General features: G+C 69.9%; 14 protein-coding genes. 3 read left to right on the top strand and 11 right to left on the bottom strand.

All coding sequences use genetic code 11. The annotated features are described in order from the left end of the window. Window positions 1–12: 12 nt before the first annotated feature. Entirely contained in the window at window positions 13–891 is an 879-nt protein-coding gene (locus AQJ64_RS01060; protein WP_099054097.1) for a carbohydrate ABC transporter permease, read from the bottom strand. Continuing rightward, window positions 888–1,874 (bottom strand): ABC transporter permease, encoded by a 987-nt coding sequence (locus tag AQJ64_RS01055; protein WP_059202312.1) that lies wholly within the window; start codon window positions 1,872–1,874, stop codon window positions 888–890. The genes AQJ64_RS01060 and AQJ64_RS01055 overlap by 4 nt, the downstream gene beginning before the upstream one ends. A 229-nt stretch (window positions 1,875–2,103) precedes the next feature. On the opposite strand from AQJ64_RS01055, the gene AQJ64_RS01050 reads away from it, so the two are divergent. Further along, window positions 2,104–3,096, top strand: coding sequence for an acetylxylan esterase (locus AQJ64_RS01050; RefSeq protein ID WP_059202311.1), 993 nt, complete (start codon window positions 2,104–2,106; stop codon window positions 3,094–3,096). 57 nt (window positions 3,097–3,153) lie between these two features. Here AQJ64_RS01050 and AQJ64_RS01045 read toward each other — a convergent pair whose 3' ends face one another. The 4 genes from AQJ64_RS01045 to AQJ64_RS01030 form a co-directional block, all read right to left on the bottom strand. Beyond that, window positions 3,154–4,236 carry a lytic polysaccharide monooxygenase gene (locus tag AQJ64_RS01045; RefSeq protein WP_240512561.1) on the bottom strand — a complete coding sequence of 361 codons (1,083 nt, stop codon included), beginning with the start codon at window positions 4,234–4,236 and terminating at the stop codon, window positions 3,154–3,156. 312 nt (window positions 4,237–4,548) lie between these two features. Then, a complete protein-coding gene (locus AQJ64_RS01040; RefSeq protein ID WP_055633111.1) occupies window positions 4,549–5,529 on the bottom strand; it encodes a phosphotransferase enzyme family protein in 981 nt (326 codons plus the stop codon). Between the two features lie 75 nt (window positions 5,530–5,604). Beyond that, a complete protein-coding gene (locus AQJ64_RS01035; protein ID WP_055633110.1) occupies window positions 5,605–7,119 on the bottom strand; it encodes a sensor histidine kinase in 1,515 nt (504 codons plus the stop codon). Continuing rightward, window positions 7,116–7,841: a response regulator transcription factor gene (locus AQJ64_RS01030; protein WP_055633109.1), complete on the bottom strand. Its 726-nt coding sequence runs from the start codon at window positions 7,839–7,841 to the stop codon at window positions 7,116–7,118. The genes AQJ64_RS01035 and AQJ64_RS01030 overlap by 4 nt, the downstream gene beginning before the upstream one ends. A gap of 255 nt (window positions 7,842–8,096) precedes the next feature. Here AQJ64_RS01030 and AQJ64_RS01025 point away from each other — a divergent pair, with 255 nt between their 5' ends. Then, window positions 8,097–11,813: a S8 family serine peptidase gene (locus tag AQJ64_RS01025; RefSeq protein ID WP_055633108.1), complete on the top strand. Its 3,717-nt coding sequence runs from the start codon at window positions 8,097–8,099 to the stop codon at window positions 11,811–11,813. A 69-nt stretch (window positions 11,814–11,882) separates the two neighbouring features. Next, window positions 11,883–12,884, top strand: a complete 1,002-nt coding sequence (locus tag AQJ64_RS01020) for a helix-turn-helix transcriptional regulator (RefSeq protein ID WP_055633107.1) — start codon at window positions 11,883–11,885, stop codon at window positions 12,882–12,884. A 1,087-nt stretch (window positions 12,885–13,971) separates the two neighbouring features. Here the strand turns inward: AQJ64_RS01020 and AQJ64_RS48850 are convergent. The 5 genes from AQJ64_RS48850 to AQJ64_RS01000 form a co-directional block, all read right to left on the bottom strand. Then, window positions 13,972–14,139, bottom strand: a complete 168-nt coding sequence (locus AQJ64_RS48850) for a hypothetical protein (RefSeq protein ID WP_157880888.1) — start codon at window positions 14,137–14,139, stop codon at window positions 13,972–13,974. Between the two features lie 118 nt (window positions 14,140–14,257). Next, window positions 14,258–15,868, bottom strand: a complete 1,611-nt coding sequence (locus AQJ64_RS01015; protein ID WP_055633106.1) for a M61 family metallopeptidase — start codon at window positions 15,866–15,868, stop codon at window positions 14,258–14,260. 75 nt (window positions 15,869–15,943) lie between these two features. Then, window positions 15,944–17,245, bottom strand: coding sequence for an amidohydrolase (locus AQJ64_RS01010; protein WP_099053917.1), 1,302 nt, complete (start codon window positions 17,243–17,245; stop codon window positions 15,944–15,946). Beyond that, window positions 17,242–19,215, bottom strand: coding sequence for an amidohydrolase family protein (locus tag AQJ64_RS01005; protein WP_055633105.1), 1,974 nt, complete (start codon window positions 19,213–19,215; stop codon window positions 17,242–17,244). The genes AQJ64_RS01010 and AQJ64_RS01005 overlap by 4 nt, the downstream gene beginning before the upstream one ends. Then, window positions 19,212–19,601 (bottom strand): RidA family protein, encoded by a 390-nt coding sequence (locus tag AQJ64_RS01000; RefSeq protein WP_055633104.1) that lies wholly within the window; start codon window positions 19,599–19,601, stop codon window positions 19,212–19,214. Before AQJ64_RS01000 ends, AQJ64_RS01005 begins: the two co-directional genes overlap by 4 nt. Window positions 19,602–19,616: the final 15 nt, after the last annotated feature.

Genomic DNA, 19,616 nt, shown 5'->3' with positions numbered 1-19,616 from the left:
CTAGTTGGGCGCTCAGCCCTTGACGGCGCCGAGCATCACGCCGGAGACGAAGTAGCGCTGGACGAACGGGTACACGCAGAGGATGGGCAGCGAGGTGAGCACGATCGTGACCGCCTGGATGTTCGCGCCGACCTGGCTGAGCTGCTCGGTGGCGGCGCCCGCGTTGCCGCCGGTGGTGGCGCCCGCGATCATGTTGCGCAGATAGACGGTGACCGGCATCAGCTCGGTGCGGTCCATGTAGAGGTAGGCCGAGAACCAGGAGTTCCAGAAGGACACCGAGTAGAAGAGCACCATCGTCGCGATGACCGCCTTGGACAGCGGCAGCACGATCCTCAGCAGGATGCCGTACGTGGTGAGCCCGTCGATCTCGGCGGCCTCCTCCAGTTCGGTGGGCAGCCCCTCGAAGAAGGCCTTCATCACCAGCAGGTTGAAGACGCTGATCGCGTTGGGCAGGGCGATCGCCCACACGGAGTTCTTCAGGCCGAGACTGGTGACCAGGACGTAGTTCGGGATCAGTCCGCCGCTGAAGAACATGGTGAACACGGCCACGCCGACCAGGACGCCCCGCCCCTTGAGGTGCCTCTTCGACAGGACGTAGGCGTAACAGGTCGTCAGAGTCATGGCGACGACGGTCGACACGACCGTGTAGAGCACGGTGTTGCCGTAGTTGCGCCAGAACGTCGAGTCGTGGAAGACGATGTCGTACGTGGTGAGGTTGAACCCCTTGGGCCACAGGGTCACTTCACCGGCGCGGATCTGGCGCTCCCCGCTGAAGGAGCGGGCGACGATGTTGACGAACGGGTACAGGGTCACCAGGACGACCAGGGTCAGGACCACCCCGTTGACGCCCTGGAAGACCCGGTAGGAGCGGCTCTCCCGCCGGGCCCTCACCACAGGCTCGTCCCCACCGTACGGCGCGACAGCTGGTTCGCGGAGGTCACCAGCACCAGCCCGATGACCGCCTCGAACAGGCCGATCGCGGCGGCGTAGCTGAAGCTGTTGGACTCGACGCCGGCGCGGTAGAGGTAGGTGGAGACGACGTCGGCCGTCGGATAGGTCAGCGCGTTGTACAGCAGCAGGATCTTCTCGAAGCCGACCGCCATGAAGGTGCCGATGTTGAGGATCAGCAGGGTGATCATGGTGGGGCGGATACCGGGCAGGGTGACGTGCCAGATCTGCTGCCAGCGGTTCGCGCCGTCGATGCGGGCGGCCTCGTAGAGGTCCTCGTCGATCGTGGTGAGGGCGGCGAGGTAGAGGATCGTGCCCCAGCCGGCCGTCTGCCAGATCTCCGAGCCGACGTAGATCGTGCGGAACCAGCCCGGTTCCTGGACGAACCGGATCGGGTCGTGGCCGAACCAGCCGAGGGCATGGTTGACCGGGCCGTCCACGGCGAGCATCTGGAGGGTGATCCCGGCGACGATCACGATCGACAGGAAGTGCGGCAGATACGACACCGACTGCACGAACCGTTTCAGCGAGCGCCGGCGCACCTCGTTGAGCAGCAGCGCCAGCACGATCGGGACCGGGAAGCAGAACAGGAGCGTCAGCGCGCCCAGCCACAGGGTGTTGCGGAAGACCTGCCAGAAGGTGGGGTCGGACAGGAACATCCGCACATAGCGCAGCCCCACCCACTGCTCCCCGAGGAGGGAGCCGCCCGGTTCGAACCGGCGGAACGCGATGACGTTGCCGATCATCGGCAGATAGCGGAAGACCAGGAAGAACAGCAGCGGCAGCACGGCCAGCGAGTACAGCCGCCAGTCCCGGCGCAGCGCTCTGCGCCACCCGGGAGGCCGGGGCGGAGGCTCGGGACGGGTGGGCGCCCGGGGCGGGTCCTGAGTGCCGGGCGGCGGGGCCGGTGTGGTGGAGGTGCTCATGCTCGGGCCTCCCGTGACGGGAACGCGATACCGAAACTTTCGAGCTTCTTACCGGTAACTTCGCGGCAACTTAGGGGCACTCAGAAAGCGCTGTCAATGGGTGCGACGCGAGACGCCCGAGGCGGATGACGGGCATGGGAACACCTCCGCACGGGGTAGAACCTCCCAGCGCAGCCCCGACCGCCTCCGCAACTTTCCCTGTCCGGACCGATTCCTGCGAGGTGCCCTCGTGCCCGCGTTCGACCTGCCGCCGAGCGAGCTGGAGACCTACCGCTTCCTGCCCGAGGAACCCTCCGACTTCGACGAGTTCTGGCAGAACACCCTCAAGGACGCCGCGCAGTACGACGCGTTGGTGTCGGCCGACCCGGTGGGGACCGGTCTGCGGCTGACGGAGACCTGGGACGTGACCTTCCGCGGCTTCGCCGGCGACCCGGTCCGCGCCTGGTACTCCCGCCCGGCCGGGGTCCGTGAACCGCTGCCCGCCGTCGTCGAGTACGCCGGCTACGGCCGCGGCCGGGGCCTCCCCCACGAACGGCTGACCTGGGTGAACGCCGGGTACGCGCATCTGCTGATGGACAACCGCGGCCAGGGCGACCAGTACGGCAACGGCGGCTCGACCCCCGATCCGCACGCCCAGGCACCCGGTGGCCCCGGCCCGGCCGTGCGCGGTCTGCGGGCCCCGCGGGACTGTCACTACCGACGGCTGATCACGGACGCCGTCCGGGCGGTGACGGCCCTGCGCGCGCTGCCCGGTGTGGACGCCGGCCGGATCGCGGCCGTCGGCAACAGCCAGGGCGGCGGTCTCGCCCTGGCCGTGGCGGGTCTGCTGCCGGACCTCGCCGCCGTCCTGGTCACGGCCCCGCTGCTGTGCGGGATCCGCCGCGCCCTGGACCTCACCGACGCGGGCCCCTACGGCGAGATCGCCGCGTATCTCGCGGTGCACCGCGGCGCCGAACAGGCCGCCTACCGCACCCTCTCCTACCTGGAGGGCGTCTCCTTCGCCCGCCGCGCCCAGGCCCCGGCCCACTTCGGCACCGGGTTGCGCGACACCGTGTGCCCGCCGAGCGGGACGTACGCGGCCTTCAACCGGTACGGCGAGCTGAGCGGCGGCGCGGATCCGCGCCGGGAGATCCACGCGTACCCGTTCAACGGGCACGAGGGGGGCGAGGCGGAACAGGTCGGACGGCAACTTCGCTGGCTGGCACGGGTGTGGGAGGAATAGCCGGGCGGACCCGGTGGGCGTGGGGTGCCCACCGGGTCCGCCCGGTGCGGGGTCCGGTCAGCCCACCCGGCAGGGCAGGCTGGTGGCGCTGTCACCTCCCGAGCCGGAGACGACGTATCCGAAGGTCGCGCTCTGGCCCGGACTCAGGGAGCCGTTCCAGTCGGCGTTGTGGACCATCACCGCCTGGCCGTTGTAGGTGGCGTTGCCGTTCCAGAGGCTGGCCACGGTCTGGCCGGCGGGCAGGGTCCAGTCGACCATCCAGCCGAGCATGGGGACGTCACCGGAGTTGGTGACGGTCACCTCGGACTGGTAGCCGCCGTTCCAGCTGTTGGTGGTGCGGCGGGTGGCGGTGCAGGTGCCGGGGACGGGCTCGTTGGGGTTGCCCGGCTCGTGGATGCCGGTCACCTCGCCGTTGCCGCCGTCGAAGACGACGTCGGAGCAGGAGTAGAAGGTCTCCTGGCTGTCGGAGCGCTGCCAGACCATGTAGATGATGTGGCGGCCCGACTTGTTCGCCGGGAGCTGCCCGGTCCAGGAGTAGTTGGCCTCGACCGTGCCCGGGGAGCCGTTGAGCGGCGGGTGGTCGACGGAGAGGAAGGGCTGGTCCTCCATGTCGTTCCAGGTGAGCGTCTTCGTCGGGTCGAAGCCGTTCTTGGTGACGTAGACGTAGAACCAGCCCGGGTGCGCGGCCCAGGCGTTGTAGGAGAAGTCGACGGTCGCGCCCGAGGTCAGGTGGGTCAGCGGCCAGTCGGCACGGGCGGCGTTGAAGCCGGTGAAGTTGGTGTTGCCGCCGCTGCACAGCTGGCCGTCCGGGACGAAGCCGCGGGTGCGGCCGGCACCGTCGGAGCGCAGCACGGAGAACCAGTTGTAGAACGGTGTGGTGCCGCTGACCTGCTGGGCGTTCTTGCAGGCCGGGTTGACCGGCTTGATCTCACCGGTGTCGGTCAGCGCGTCCTGCCAGCACAGGAAGGTGCGGCTGCCGGGTTTCATGGGGGTGCCGTGGGCCTCGGCCGGGCCGCCGGTCGTGACGATCAGACCGATGGCGGGGACGGTGGCCAGCAGGGCCAGGAGGACGAGGAGGAGGGCCCGGGAGCGTAACCCGGCCGGCTTCTTCGGCGAGCTTGTCGTGATCATGACAGACATGGCGGAGTCCGTCCTTCCGTGTACGGACCGTGCAGGTGGGGGTGGGTGGCGCGGGGTGCGGGTGCTTCAGGCACTTCGGGTGCGGGTGCTTCGGGTGCGGATGCGCGAGGCGGGAGCGGGTCCCGATGAGCCTCCGGCGGGTTCCGGTCCGTCGGAGGTTCATTTATGGGAGCGCTCCCACCTCGCCTGTGGCGGACGGTATCGCCGTACGGCCGACTTGTAAACGGTCTCGTACGGCGCCGTCGGTCCCCCGCGCCGTCCGTGGTGGCGCGGCGAGGTCCGCAGGTGCCCGCGCAGCGGCTCAGGAGCCCCTCACCACTGGGGCTTCAGCACCGTCAGCAGGCGGGACACCGCGGACGGGGACGGGAGGGTGCGCAGGGTGGCGGTGGTCTGGTCGGCGGCGAACTGCCGTTGTGCGGGCGTCGCGTGGGGGTCGATCGCGCACTCGGCCTGGACATGGACGTAGTTCAGGGCCGTCGCGAAGAGCATCGAGAAGGCGTTCAGGTCGTCGAGGACGGCGGGGCCCGCGGCGTCCCGGTAGGCGCGGACCAGCCGGCGGGCCGCCTCGGGGCGGAAGGCGTTGCCGCCCGACCACACGAACACGGCATGGGCGAGTTCACGGCGGGCGGCGACGGGGCCGGCGTTGTCCCAGTCGAGGAGGACCGGGCCGGCCCCGGTGAGCAGGACGTTCTGGGGTTGTACGTCGCGGTGGGAGACGACCAGGTCGGCGGGGTCGGAGGGGGAGACGAAGCGGGTCAGCTCCGGCAGCGGGCCGGCCACGCACCGGCTCAGCGCCTCGGCCCAGGGCGGGGCGGCCCGGCGGACCCTGTCGTGCAGGTCCGCCCAGTCGTCCTCCGGGTAGCACTTCTCGTACCAGTCGACGGGCGTCTGCGTCGTGCCCTCCCCCGCCCGGTGCAGCAGGGCGAGGGTCCGGCCGCACCAGTCGAGCAGCGCCGGGTCGGCGGGGTCGGCCGGGGTTCCGTCGACCCAGTCGTACAGCTTCAGGTACGAGCCGCCCAGGTCGGCGGGGAGGCGTGAGACATGGGACCCGGTGCGGTCGGGCATCAGGCGGGGCGCGCGGACACCGAGTCCCGCGGCGGTGTCGCGCAGGGTGGCCTCCCCCTCGACGACGGGTTCCTCGCGCGCGAAGATGAGTTCCTTCACCGCCCAGTCGGAGCCGTTCCCGGACAGCTTCCAGATCTGGCCCAGCGCGCCACGGGTGACGGGGGTCATCGTCCAGGGGCCGGTGCCGAGCCCGTAGATGTCCGCGATTAAGTCGCCCGTGTTCCGCATCTGAGCACCTCTCCTGACGCCGTTCGGGAAGTCGGCCGATCAGGATACCGAGCGGCACGGTCAGGACCTCACGGCTCACAGCAGCGAGGCCCGGGAGCTCCAGGTGAGGGTGTCGGCGCCCAGGTCGCCGGTCAGCGGGAGTTCGACGGTGAACTCGGTGCGGCCGGGTTCGCTGTGCACGGCGATCCGGCCGTCGTGGGCCGCGGTGATCGCGGCGACGATGGCGAGACCGAGGCCGGAGCCGGTGCCCGCGGTGGCGCGGGCGCGGGAGGTGTCGGCGCGGGTGAAGCGTTCGAAGACGGTGGGGAGCAGGTCGGGAGGGATGCCGGGCCCGTCGTCGCGGACGCGGAGCGTGGCGAGGCCGTCCCGGGCCTCCACGGTCGCCAGCACCCGGGTGCCGACCGGGGTGTGCACCCGGGCGTTGGCCAGCAGGTTGGCCACCACCTGGTGGAGGCGGGCCTCGTCGCCGAGGACCAGGGGCGGGGCGTCCAGGCAGAGTTCGAGCTGCCAGTCGTGGCCGCCGCCCGCGGCCCGCGCGTCCCACACCGCCTCGGCGACCAGGGCGGCGAGGTCGACCTCGGCGGACTGCAGCGGCCGGCCCTCGTCGAGGCGGGCGAGCAGCAGGAGGTCCTCGACCAGGCCGGTCATCCGGGCCGACTCGGCGGTCACCCGGCGCCAGGCCAGGCCGGGTTCGATGCGGTCGGTGCCGCGGTTCATGAGTTCCGCGTAGCCGGCGATGGAGGCGAGCGGGGTGCGCAGTTCATGGCTGGCGTCGGCGAGGAAGCGGCGCATGCGTTCCTCGCTGCGACGCACCCGTTCCTCGCTGCGCTGGCGTTCGGCGAGCGAGGACTCGACGTGGTCGATCATGCGGTTGAGGGCGGCGCCGACCTGGCCGGCCTCGCTGCCGGGGTCGGTGTCGCGTTCGGGTACCCGGGTGAGTGCGGCGACCTCGCCCCGGCACAGCGGCGCGTGGGAGACCTCGACGGCGGTGGCGGCGACCCGGCCGAGGGGGCGCAGCTGGCGCCGGATGACGACGGCGCAGCCGGCCCCGGCGGCGGTCAGGCCCGCGGCGGCGACGACGGCCTCGATGACGACCAGGCCGCCGATCATGTCCTGGACGTCGTCCATCGGCAGGCCGGTGAGGACGCGGACGCCGTGGTTCTCCAGGGCGGTGAGGCGGTAGGTGCCGAGGCCGGGGACGGTCCGGGTGTGGAACCTGCCGTCGGTCCTGACACCCGACAGCACCGCCGTCTGGGCGTCGCTGAGGCGCTGGGGCGGGGCGTCCTGGCCGACGGTCGCCGCCGCGAGGACGTTTCCGTCGGCGTCCAGCCGGGCGGCGAGCATGCCGGCCGGGTGGCCGCTCTCGTTGAGGAAGGTCAGATCGCTCGCGAGGTCCGGGTGGAGCGAGGCCCCGCCGAGGCTGCGTTCGGCCGCGTTGGTGACCCGGTCGTCCAGGTTGCCCAGCAGGTAGGCGCGTTGGACGAAGACCGTGGTGAGGGCCATCGCGGCGCAGACGACGATCAGGACGGCGGTGATGAAGAGGAGCAGCCGGGTGCGCAGGGAACGGCCCCCGAACCGGTGGGCGTTCATCTTCCGTCCTCCACCGGCCGGATGGCGTATCCCAGCCCGCGCACGGTGTGGATCATGGGGGCGCGGCCCCGGTCGATCTTGCGGCGCAGGCTGGAGATGTACACCTCGACGAGGTTGCCGCCGCCGTCGAAGGAGCTGCTCCAGACGCGGTCGAGGATCTGGGCCTTGCTCAGCACCTGCCGGGGGTGCTCCATGAGCAGGCTGAGCAGGTCGAACTCCTTGGCGGTGAGGGCGACGGCGGCGCCGCCGCGGTGCACCTCTCTGGACTCGGCGGCGACCAGCAGATCGCCGAGGACGCGCACGGAGTCGTCGGTGCGGACGCGTTCGGCACCGGAGCGGCGCAGCAGTCCGCGCAGCCGCAGCACGACCTCCTGGAGGGAGAAGGGCTTGGTGACGTAGTCGTCGGCGCCGTTGCCGAGTCCGTCGAGGCGGTGTTCGACGGCGTCGCGGGCGGTGAGCATGAGGACGGGCAGCTCGGGGTTCTCGTACCGCAGCCGGCGCAGGACCTGGATGCCGTCCAGGTCGGGCAGCATGCCGTCGAGGACGACGGCGTGCGGGGCGCAGCGGCGGGCCTCGCGCAGCGCGCTGTGCCCGTCGGGCACCGGGTAGGGGCGCCAGCCGGCCTCGGAGACGGCCACGGACAGCACTTCGGTGAGCGCCGGTTCGTCGTCGACGATCAGGACGCGGACCTGTCCGCTTCGGGTACCGGAGATGCCAGCCATGTCCCGATCCTGTCCCGGTTGCCTGGGGGAAGGCTGTGTTCCGGCTGAGCCGCAGCCGTGCGATCCGGCGGGCGACCGCGGACGACCGGGCTCCCCGGACTGTCGGGACCGCTCAACTGCCTTGGCCGAAGCTGGCATTGGCACGCTCCGGCCACTGGAACTCCTTGAGTCGCCGGAGCCCCGGCGCTCACTCTGATCTCCGGCTTCCGCTCACCGGGCGGAAGCGTTTCCGCGTTCAGGGGAGGACGTCCACCCATGCGAAGACTCCACGCCCTGTGGGCTGTGGCAGGAGCGGCCGGACTGCTCGCGGGGGCGATCACGCCCGCGACATCCGCTCCCGGATCCCCGGTCACCACAACCGCCTCCGGATCCTCGGTCACACCCACGTCCGGTTCCTCGGTCACCACCACCCTCACGGGGCCGGGCACCGCCGCACCGCAGACCGTCACCCTCATCACCGGCGACACCGTGTCGCTCACCACCGGACCGGACGGCAGGTACGCCGTCGACGTCCGGCACGGCAAGGGCCGCGAGGCCGCCACCTTCCTGTCCAGCGAGAAGGACGGCGAGATCAGCGTCCTGCCCGCCGACGCCATCCCGCTGATCCGGGCGGGCCGCCTCGACCCGGCCCTGTTCAATGTCACCCGGCTGGTCGCGCAGGGGTACACCGACGCGAGGACCGGCACCACCCCGGTCATCGCGACGTACAGCAAGGGCGGCGAGACCCCCGAGGGTGCGCGCCGGACGCTGGCGCTGCCCGGCATCGACGGCGCGGCGCTGAGCGCGAGGAAGTCCACCGCGTTCTGGGCGGACATCGCCCCGGAGCTCGGCACCGAGCCCACCGCGAAGGCCGCGAGGCAACTCGGCGACGGGATCGACAAGATCTGGCTGGACGCCAAGGTGAAGGCGTCCCTCGACGTGAGTGTGCCGCAGATCGGCGCACCCGAGGTGTGGCGGGCGGGGTACGACGGCACGGGCGTGAAGGTCGCGGTCCTGGACACCGGCGTGGACACCGGGCACCCGGACCTGGCCGGGAAGATCGCCGAATCGCAGAGCTTCGTACCGGACGAGACCGTGCAGGACGGCTTCGGCCACGGCACCCATGTGGCGTCCACGATCGTCGGCTCGGGCGCGGCCTCGGACGGCAGGTTCAAGGGTGTCGCGCCGGGCGCGGAGCTGCTGGTCGGCAAGGTGCTGAACAACGCGGGCGACGGCCAGTCCTCCTGGATCATCGCGGGCATGGAGTGGGCCGCGCACTCCGGTGCGAAGATCGTCTCCATGTCCCTCGGCGGTACGGCGTACGGCCCCTCCGACGTGCTCAGTGAGACCGTCGACGAGCTGTCCGCGTCCACCGGCACCCTCTTCGTGATCGCGTCGGGCAACGCGGGTCCGGGCGAGCAGACCGTGGGCACCCCGGGCATCGCCGACTCGGCGCTGACGGTGGGCGCCGTCGACAAGTCCGACCAGCTGGCCTCGTTCTCCAGCCGCGGCCCGCGCCCCGGTGACAGCGCGGTCAAGCCGGAGATCACCGCACCGGGCGTGAACATCACCGCGGCCCGTGCCGCCGGCACCGCCATGGGAACGCCCCTCGACGACGACTACACGACGGCGAGCGGTACCTCGATGGCCACCCCGCATGTCGCGGGTGCGGCGGCGCTGGTGGCGCAGGCGCATCCGGACTGGACCGGGCAGCAGATCAAGGAGGCCCTGGCCAGTACGGCGAAGACGAATGCCGAGAACTCCGTGTTCGAGCAGGGCGACGGGCGGGTCGACGCCGTGCGGGCCGTCGAGCAGAACGTCTTCGCGACCGCGACACTGAGCTTCGGCAGGTTCGAGGACGGTGACACCGCGGTCGCCACCAAGGACATCACGTACACCAACACCACGGACGAACCGGTGGAGTTGAAGATCTCGTCGTCGCTCCCCGACATCACGCTGGGCGACGACTCGCTGACCGTGCCCGCGCGGGGCACCGCCACGGTCCCGGTCGGCGTCGACCCCGCGCAGGAGGAGCAGGGCCGGTACACGGGCCACGTCACGGCGACCGCCGACGGCGTCCGGGTCACCACGGGCCTCGGCTTCGAGAAGGCGCCGAAGACGTACGACCTGAAGGTCTCGCTCCTGGGCCGCGACGGCAAGCCGTCCACCGCGGCGTCGATCTACACGCTCATGGAGCTGAACGGCGCCGTCCCCGACGAGTACGGCTTCATCGGCTCCGGCTGGACCTGGCAGGTTCCGGCCGGCACCTACTCCATCTCGTCGTGGATCCCGGACCGGGACGCGGGCGGGCTGGCGGTCGGCACCTCGGTCGTCGGCAACCCCGAGATCAAGGTGAAGGGGGACACCGAGGTCGTCCTCGACGCCCGCCGGGCGGTGGAGATCAAGCCCAGGACGAAGCAGGAGTCCGAGTTCAGGGGATTCAGCTCCAACTGGCACCGCGAGGGGCCGGGCAACGCCTGGGGACTCACCTACAGCCAGGGCTTCTGGACCGACCACCTCTATGTGGCGCCGACCCCGCCGGTCACCGAGGGCACCCTGGAGTTCTCCGCCAAGTTCAGGCTGTACGCACCGGAGTTGACGGCGAGCGTCACCAGCCCGGAGAAGACCTCGCTGTCGTCGCTCTACTACTCCCAGACGTACAACGACTTCCCGTTGAAGATCAGCGGTGACCACAGGGTCCAGGCGGTGGACGCGGGCGGCGGCACCGAGGCCGACTTCGCGGGGCTCGACGTCAAGGGCAAGGTGGCGGTCGTCGCGCTCGGCGCCACGGAGCGGGCCCAGAGCGCTCTGGACAACGCGACCAAGGCGGGCGCGGGTTACCTCATCGCGTACCGCAAGAAGGCCGGTTTCTGGATCGAGGCCGTGGACCGCGCGACCACGGTCCCGCTGATGATCGCCACCGGCGAGGAGGGCGCCAAGCTCGCCGACCTGCTGAAGACCGGCAAGAAGGTCACGCTGAAGCTGAAGGGCACGCCGACCAGTCCGTACGTCTACAACCTGCTCGCGGCGCAGAGCGGCGCCATCACCGCGCACCAGACCTACCTCCTGGACAGGTCCAACACCGTGAAGCGAAAGGCCCGTTACTACGGAGCCACGGCCGGTGAGATGGGCGCGGACACCCTGTACACCTTCCGCCCCTGGCAGCTCTACGGCGTCGAGAGCAGCGTGTACACGCAGCTGGGCACGGAACGCGACGAGTACTACTACGTCGACCCCGACACCCGTACCTGGCACGTCGTCTATCCGAACTGGAACACGTTCAGGGGCCAGTGGAGTCCGCTGCGGACCTTCACCGAGCCGGGCACGGACCCCACCGAGAGCTGGCTGCGCCAGGTCGTCCGCCCCGGAACCAGCGAGGAGTACGGTCTCTCCGAGCGCACCGGCGACACACTCACCCTCTCGGTCGCGGAGCTGACCGACTCCACGCCGGGCCACTACGGATACATCGACGGCACCGACACCACCGCGCAGGGCAAGCTGTACGCGGACGGGCGACCGGTCGGCGACTCGGCGTTCGGCGGGTACGGCGTCTTCGACGTGCCCGCGGACAACGCCTCGTACCGCTTCGCTCTGGACGTGCAGCGCCGGGCGGCCTGGGCGAAGTACTCCACGAGCACCCACACCGAATGGACCTTCGCCTCGGCGCACACCGACACCGGGACGCCGCTGCCGCTGCTCACCGTCGGCATCGTCCCGAAGGGCCTCGACCTGCTCAACCGGGCCAGGAGCGGCCGGGAGCTGGAGATCGGGCTGCCGGTCACGGACCAGCTGGGGAGCGTGAGGGCGAGCGGTCCGAAGGCCTGGGTCTCCTACGACGACGGCACGTCCTGGAAGGAGGTGAAGGTCAAGAACGGCACGGCGCGGTTCAAGCCCGTCAAGGGCGCCGAGTCGGTGTCCCTGCGCGTGCGGGCCGCCGACCGTGACGGCAACGGGATCGAGCAGACCGTGCTGCGGGCGTTCGGCCTGAAGTAGGCGGCGCCGCGGAACTCCGCCGTCCACGCGGTCCACAGCCTTAACAAAGATCCTCTAGCGTGCCGGGACATGGTGAACACGGCATACGACCCGGCACGTCAGACCCCTGCCGCGAGCCCTTGGGCCGCGGTGGGGGTCTCCGCCTTCGACGAGCTGGTCTACCAGTCGATCCTCCATCAACCCGACGCGGGCACGGCAGGCTGGGCGCTGCTGACCGGCGCCACCCCGGCCCGGGTCCGCAAGTCCTGCAACCGGCTGCTCTCGCTCGGCCTGCTGCAGCCGCCGGACTCCATGGGTGGGTTACGCGCGGTCGACCCCCGGGTGGCGATCCGCGCGCTGATCCGGCGGCGTGAGACGGAGTCCGAGCTGCTCGCCGCCACCGCCGAGGAGATGGCGACCGCCTACGAGGCGGGGATGTTGCGCGAGGAGCCGTCCCGGCTGGTCGAGGTGGTCTCCGGGGAGGGCGCCAACGCCGCACGTCTGGAAGAGCTGTACGCCCGGGCCGAGCACGAGGTGTGTCTCTTCGACACTCCCCCGTATCTGGCACCGCGCACCCCGCAGTTGGACCTCCAGTCCGATCTGCTCAGCCGTGGGATCGTGTACCGCTCGATCTACTCGGCATCCGCGCTGGAGGACCCGGACGTCCTGTTCCATGCCTGGAAGATGGTCGAACTCGGCGAGCAGGCACGGGTGTTGCCCTCGGTGCCGGTCAAGTTGCTGCTGGTCGACGGACGTCGGGCGATGCTGCCGCTGACCGCGTCCGGGACGGGAGGCTACTGCGCGGCGGTCGTCCGGCACTCGGCGGTGACCGAGGCGTTGCAGAAGCTCTTCGACCTGGCGTGGCAGCAGGCGACGCCGCTCGGCCGGCCGGCCGCCGACGGCGAGCTCTCGGAGGGGGAGCGGACGTTGACGCGGTTGCTGGCGGCCGGGATGAAGGACGAGGCGGTGGCCCGTCATCTGGGGGTGAGCCTGAGGACCCTGCGGCGGCGGGTGAGCGAGTTGCAGGACCGGCTGGGGGCGGCGAGCCGGTTCCAGCTGGGGGTGCGGGCGGCACAGCAGGGCTGGCTGTAGGGACGGGAAGGGCCGCATCCCCGTCACCGGGAGTGCGGCCCGACGGCCCTGTCCGATCAGCTTCGGTTGCGGTACTTGAGATCGCCACCTCCCCTGAGATCCGACGTTGCGATCGACCCGGGATCCGAGCCGGGCTTCCGCGCTTGGCACCGGCTTCGTCAGTCATGGGTGGGCATGGCAGCGCTGCTGCGGGCAGGCGAAGACCAGTCGTCCTGAGCGAAACCGACGCGTTCGGCTGACGAGCCGAGAGCGGCTCGTACTTGAGGAAGGAGGCTGTCGGTGTGAGGTCTCAGGAGATGCTTAACCGTTTGTGCTCCGGACATGGTTGACACGTTCGGCTGACTGTCCGCTATCCCCCAACTGCCGGTGCGGCAGGGGGTGCTTCCGTCGGAGTCGTGGATGTACAGCAGTTGGCCGAGTACCGCTACCGGGCTGTCCGCGAAGTGCTCGGCGGGTCTCCGATCGCCGCGGGCTGGAGTCGGCGCCGTCGCGGGCCACGGTCCACCGGGTGCTGTCCCGCAAAGGCCTGGTCCGCGCCCAGGAACGGCAGCATCCTGGACCTGGCCGGAAGGAGGCAACTGTTGGGTTCATCAGCTGCAGCAGGCGGCACAGCCGAGAACAGCAGCGATGTACCACGGTCAGTTCGACGCTCGGCACGCACGACCGTGAGCGTAGAGCACGCCGACAATCAGTCTGGTCCTCCCTGATCGCGACCGAGACGGACTACTGCACGATTTCTTGGACTAGCGGCGCGAGCCCTCCAAGCTGACGAAGCCGCTTCACGCAGAGACTTCCCCTCCGCGGAGTGATCGGGGGGATCGAGTCGCCCTTTCCCAAGGCCGCGCCGCCCTCGAGTGAAGCCAAAGTCCCCGGTCGCGGCAGCCACACAGCGATCATCCCCATCGGATGCGCGCTCACCGACGATGTGCGACGCTGCGAAGCCCGCAAACTACGCCGTCCCCGACGCTCTCCAACCGCAGCGGCGCATCCGCCGGTACCACGCTCACCTCGCCCAAGGCCGAAGAACAGTGATCACGCCACCGGCCCGCGCTGCCCTGCACTTTGGGCGAAGTGAGTGACGGCCTCGTCATGTCCAGATGCCCAGCCTCGGGCTCTCCTCCCGCCAGGAGTGCCGTCCGGGGGCAAGGGGACCGACACCTGGGTCGTTGCCGTAGCGCCAGTGCTCGACGACGTGGCTGAAGGCGCTGAAGGCTGGGTCGTCGAGGTCGGCGGGTTCCATGACGATGACCTGCATCGTGCCGTCGATCCGAACACGGCGATCTCCCCATGTGATGAGATGCCGCTTGGCCCCTCATCGCGCAGGCAGCGCGTCACCAGTGGCGCGCTGCCTCGGACGACCTCGGGGCAGTGGGTCAGCCAGTCTTCTCCCACAGCATGCCCGGCACGAGGTCGCCGAAGGGCTCGTAGGTGACCTCGAACTGCCGGCCGTCCCGCGCGAGGGTGAGGGTGATCTCCTTGGCGGGTTTCGAGGGCAGACTGTGGGGGGCCGGCGCCTGCACGATCTGGTCGCCGTCACGAATGCCGACCCGGTCCGCGTTGCCTCCCTGCACCACGCCGCTGACGGTCTGTGTCCTGAAGCTGCTGTAGTTGAAGCCGACGTCCAACTGGCGGATCTGCTCCTCGCGGCCCGTGAAGCGCGGGCTCAGACAGTCGGCGGAGGGCAGCACCCACTGGCCGGCCATCATCGCCTCGTACTCCTTGCGGCCGTCCTGGCCGAGTTCGGCGGTGATCAGCTCAATCCAGGCGTCGACGCCTGTTTCCTGTCCTGCCCGCTTGCGGTCAAGAAGTTCCCAGATGATGTCGTCCAGGCTTCGCCGGCCCTCACTGGCTTGTCGGATCTTGTGGTCGACGTCGAGCAGGTAGAACTGGCCGCGGCCGTAGGGCACACGCTGAGCCCGCCAGTCCGTCCAGTAGATCCGGGCAGCCTCCGCGCTGCTGAGGGTCTGCACCGGATTCCCGTAGTAGCCGTGGGCCCTCTCATTGAGCAGGGACACGAAGGTGTCCTCGTCGATGACGCCGGTCCGCAGGGTGAGGAGCAGGGAGTAGTACTCCGCGGTGCCTTCGTTGTACCAGCTGACTTCGGCGGGATCGCCGTCCAGCAACGTCCAATTGTGGACCGTCTCGTGCTCGAGCAGTCGCTTCAGTGCGGCCGTCGTCTGGGTTTTCTCGTCGCTCCAGCCGAACATGAACCCGCGGGAGCCGGGCAGCGCGCTGCCGCCGTTGCCGACGAAGGGGTGCTTGCGCACGAATACCCGGTAGCCCGGATCCGGGTCCCGGAAGAACGCGCACATCTGCTGGTACAGCAGTTCCACGTGGCGTCCCACCTCGTTGGCGTCGAACTTGGTTTCTGACAGCCAGTACATGCCGAAGGTGTCTGCGGGGACCTGTGGGTAGGAGCTCACAGGTCCTGCCATGAAGAAGGTGCAGGTCAGCTGTTCTGCGGTGGCCGTGCGGTGGACGGTGCCTTCGCCGTGGCTGCTGATGCCGCGGGCGCCCGTGGGCAGATGGGAGAGGTCCCAGGCGACCTGGGCGGTGAGCTCCTCTTCGCGGTCCGGCAGGGCGAGGAAGGACACCCCGGCGGCGCTGACGCCTGGCCCCTCGGCGCGCAGGTCGTACAGGGGGCCGTTGGTGGTGGCCGCGGTGACCACGCGCACGGGTGCGAAGTATTCCACGCGGACCGTGCCCTGGGTGGTCCTCCGGGGCTTCCAGCGACGGAAGGTCCAGGTGGGTGTGGGGTCGTCGACTGCATGGCCCAGGGGTATGGTTCCCGCGTCGTCGGTGGCGGTGACGCCGTCGTCGGTGACCGCTGCTCCGGCGACGCCGACGAGAATCTGCGGAAGACGGCAGAGGGTGTCTTCTTCGGTCAGGACCAGGCCTCGCAGTTCGAAGCCGACACGGATGCCGGTGGCCGCGCCGTCCGCCACTTCCGGTGTGAGGGTGATCTCGATACGGGGTGAAGCCATGGAATGGGTGCCTTTCGGTGCAAGACGGGAATCAGGCGGTGAGCGGCCGGGCCGGAGGGACCGCTGACCTCGGGTTCAGGGCCGGGCGGCCTGGTTCTGCGGTGTCAGCCAGGCGAAGGCGGCCGCGACCAGGGCTTGAACCCCTGTCGTCAGGGTCGGCTCGATGACCGGCGCGAAGTAGGGGGAATGGTTGGTCGGCAGCAATTCCGGCCGGCCCTGCGCCATGGCCGCTGTGAACTCGTCGGGATCCAGGCCGCCCAGGAACCAGAAGACCGTTGGGGCGCCGCACTCCCGTCCGAACACGCCGACGTCCTCGCTCGCAGTGACGGGCGGCTGCACGACCACGTGGTGCGAGCCGAACTGGGCGGTGAGGGCGGTGATGGTCCGAGCGGTGGCCTCGGGGTCGTTGACGGTCGGCGGCGCGGCGCTGCTCCACTCGATCTCGGGGGGTTCTGGTGCTGCGCTCGCTTCGGCCTCTGCGTGCAGGACGCGTTCGATGGCGCTGCGGATCAATCTGCGGGTCTGCTCGGTGTAGCTGCGGACGTTGATGCCGAGTTCGGCCCGGTCGGGAATGATGTTGTCCTTGGTTCCCGCCTGGAGCCGTCCGACGGTGAGGACGGCGGCTTCGGATGCCGCTATCTCGCGGGGGATGATTCCTTGCAGCCGGGTGATCACGTGTGCGGCCATCAGGACCGGGTCGATGGTGCTTTCCGGGCGTGAGCCGTGTCCGCCCCGGCCGTGCAGGACGACGTTGGCGGTGTCGGTGGCCGCCATGATGGGTCCCGACCCGTAGGCGATGGTTCCGGCGGGCAGCGGTGCGACGTGCTGGCCGAGGACGACGTCAGGAACCGGGAAGCGTTCGAAGAGGCCGTCGTCGACCATGTCCTGAGCACCGCGTGCGAGTTCCTCCGCCGGCTGGAAGACCGCCAGCAGCGTTCCCGACCAGGTGCCGGCCGATTCAGCGAGCAAGGTGGCAGCTCCGAGCAGGCAGGTTATGTGCATATCGTGACCGCAGGCATGCATCACGGGCACCTCCTGCCCATCAGCGCCCGTTGCGCGGACGGTGCTGGCGTACGTAAGGCCGGTGTCCTCGCGCACCGGGAGGGCGTCGAGATCGGAGCGCACCATGACCACGGGGCCGTCGCCGTTGCGGAGCAGGCCGACCACGCCGGTGCCGCCCACGTTCTCGGTGACCTCAAAGCCCAACGGGCGCAGGAACTCGGCGACCTGACGCGCTGTGCGGTGCTCCTGGAGAGACAGCTCGGGGTGCTCGTGCAGGTCGCGGTAGAGGTCGGCGAGACGGTGCCGCAGGCCGGCCAGCCGGTCCCCGAGGCCGTCCGGGAGGTCCGTGGTGCTGTGAGCAGAGGCAAAAGTCATCGCGTGGGCTCCTGATCGATCGCCGGTGCCGTGCTGAACGGGGTGATTCCCAGCTCGGTGTAGATCTCTTCGGGGAAGTAGATGTCTCCGGCCTTCACCACCATGCGGATGTTGCGGATCGCGGAGATGTCGGTGAGGGGGTCGCCGTCGATCAGCAGGAGAGACGCGGTCTTGCCGCGCTCGATGGCACCGTGGTTGTGCCCGAGACCCAGGTGGGCTGCGCAGTCAAGGGTGGCGATGCGCAGGACCTCCGCCGGGGAGAGGCCCGCCTCTGCGTAGAGTTCCAGTTCGCGGTGGACGGTGAAGCCGGTGGAGTCGTCGGTTCCGGGCCACAGCGGGATGCCGTTGTCGTGGAGGAGCTTGATGACCTCCAGGACCTTGGGGAACGACTCGTCGTACCTGAGCAGGTCTTCTTCCGTGCGGCTGGGGACATAGGTGCGCTTGCGCCGGCGCTGGTATCCGGCCGGCATGTGGGACAGGAACGGTGCATCGGCGGGCAGTACCGTGCGGGCCCTGCTGAGCATGAGGCGTTCGACGATGACCGCGGTGGTGTCCAGGCCAATGCCGCCGTCCCGCATGCGCTTGACGGTCTGCTGCACCGCCTCGGAACCGAGGTCCAGGTCCCGGGCCCTGGCCAGGGCCGTCAGACGCAGCGGGGTGCGGGTGTCCTCGCCGTCGTCGAGAATCCAGCCGAGCATCAGCTGGTTGACATGGGTGACTTCGTCGTAGCCGGCTTCGATCATGCGGTCCGGCGTGGTGAACGCCGGGATGTGGCCGACAACGCGGAGGCCCAGGCGGTGTGCCTCCTCGGCCATCGCCGGCACCCACTCGGGGTTCATCGAGTTGTAGATCTTGATCTGGTGGTAGTCGCGGGCGGCGTACCAGCGCACCGCATCCAGGGCCTGGGGCAGGGTTTCGGGAATGATGCCCAGGAGCGCGGAGTGCTCGCTGCGCCCTTCGATGAAGCCGGAGGGGACCACGGCGGGGCCCGCGGTGACGCTGTCGTCCCAGCGCTCGAGCAGGCGCATCAGGGTGTCGTTGGCGTTGCCCATGTCGCGCACCGTGGTGACGCCTGCGGCAAGGTAGAACAGGCCGTCGATGGGGCGGACGTGGGCGTGCATGTCGTGCAGGCCGGCGAGCACGGTTCCGCCGCCGCCGTCGATGACGACCTCCCCGGCGACAGCGTGGGCGGTGGCGTCCGCCTCGACCGTGGTGATGCGGCCGCGGTGGAAGGTCACCGACTGCGATGCGGTGAGGGTCAGGGTGCGGGGGTCGAAGACGCGGACGTTGCGGATGCGGACCGGCGCGGAGTAGCGGTGCAGAATCCGGCTCTGGACTTGTTCGAGGTGCAGGTCGGTCAGGTGCGTTTCGAGGGCGTCCAGTTCGCGCTGCCGGTCGCTGTGGTCCTCTCTCAGAAGCGTCTGTCCGCTGCCGAGCCACGCGACGAAGCGTCCCTCGTGGTCGGCCAGGACGTAGTCGGGCGTGAGGCCGACTCCGCGCAGAACATAGATGTCCACGGGGTTGCGATCGCCGTCCAGGGTCGTCTGGTCCAGCAGCTCGACCGTGATCTGCCCGGAGGGCAAGGCATCGACACTGCCGCCGGCGGTCAGTGCAGCCTGAAGGGTGATCCAATGTGCGTAGGGGCTGGTGTCGGCGGCCAGGTAGAGGCGCCGATTACCGGTGTGGCTGCCCTCTTCGGCCTGGCTCGACCAGGTCTGGGTGGTTCCTTCGGCGCTGAGCCGCTCGTGCACGGCCGCCCCCATCAGTGAGGTTCCCTCCACGCTCCATGCGATGGGCAGTGCACGGTCGTCGAGGTTGATCTCCTCGTGAAGGCGGGCGCCGCGTCCGTTGTTGGACACGGCGAAGTCGACTATGAGCCGGTCGGCCGTGGCGGCGGTGACGGTGAGGTCTCCGCACCGCACGCCTGCGGAGAAGTAGGCGTAGTGGTCGGAGCCGGGTGCGGCGTTCAACGGACGGCATCCTGCCGGTGAGCGACGCAGGTGATCTCGACATTCGCGCCCGCAGGCAGGTCGGCGACGCCGACCACGGCTCGGGCAGGCGCGGCCTCGGGAGAGAAGTAGTCGGAGTAGATGGTGTTGAACAGTGGCCAGTCGTCGATGTCGCGGAGGAAGGCGGTGACGGTGACGATGTCGGACATCTGGTATCCGGCCTCGTCGATCACCCCCTGGAGGTTCTTCATTGTCTGGTGGATCTCGGCTTCCGTGCCGCCCTCCACGAGCTGGCTCGTGCCGGGGAGGAATCCTCCCGTCCCGGCGACGTAGCAGGTATCGCCGACGACGACGGCCTGCGAGTAGGGGCCGATCGATGAGCCGTTCTGGATGACTCTCTTGGTCATGGCGTTCCTTTCGTG

The organism is Streptomyces griseoruber (assembly GCF_001514205.1).
Classification (GTDB): Bacteria; Actinomycetota; Actinomycetes; order Streptomycetales; family Streptomycetaceae; genus Streptomyces; species Streptomyces griseoruber.
This window is presented reverse-complemented; position numbering and strand designations above follow the sequence as displayed.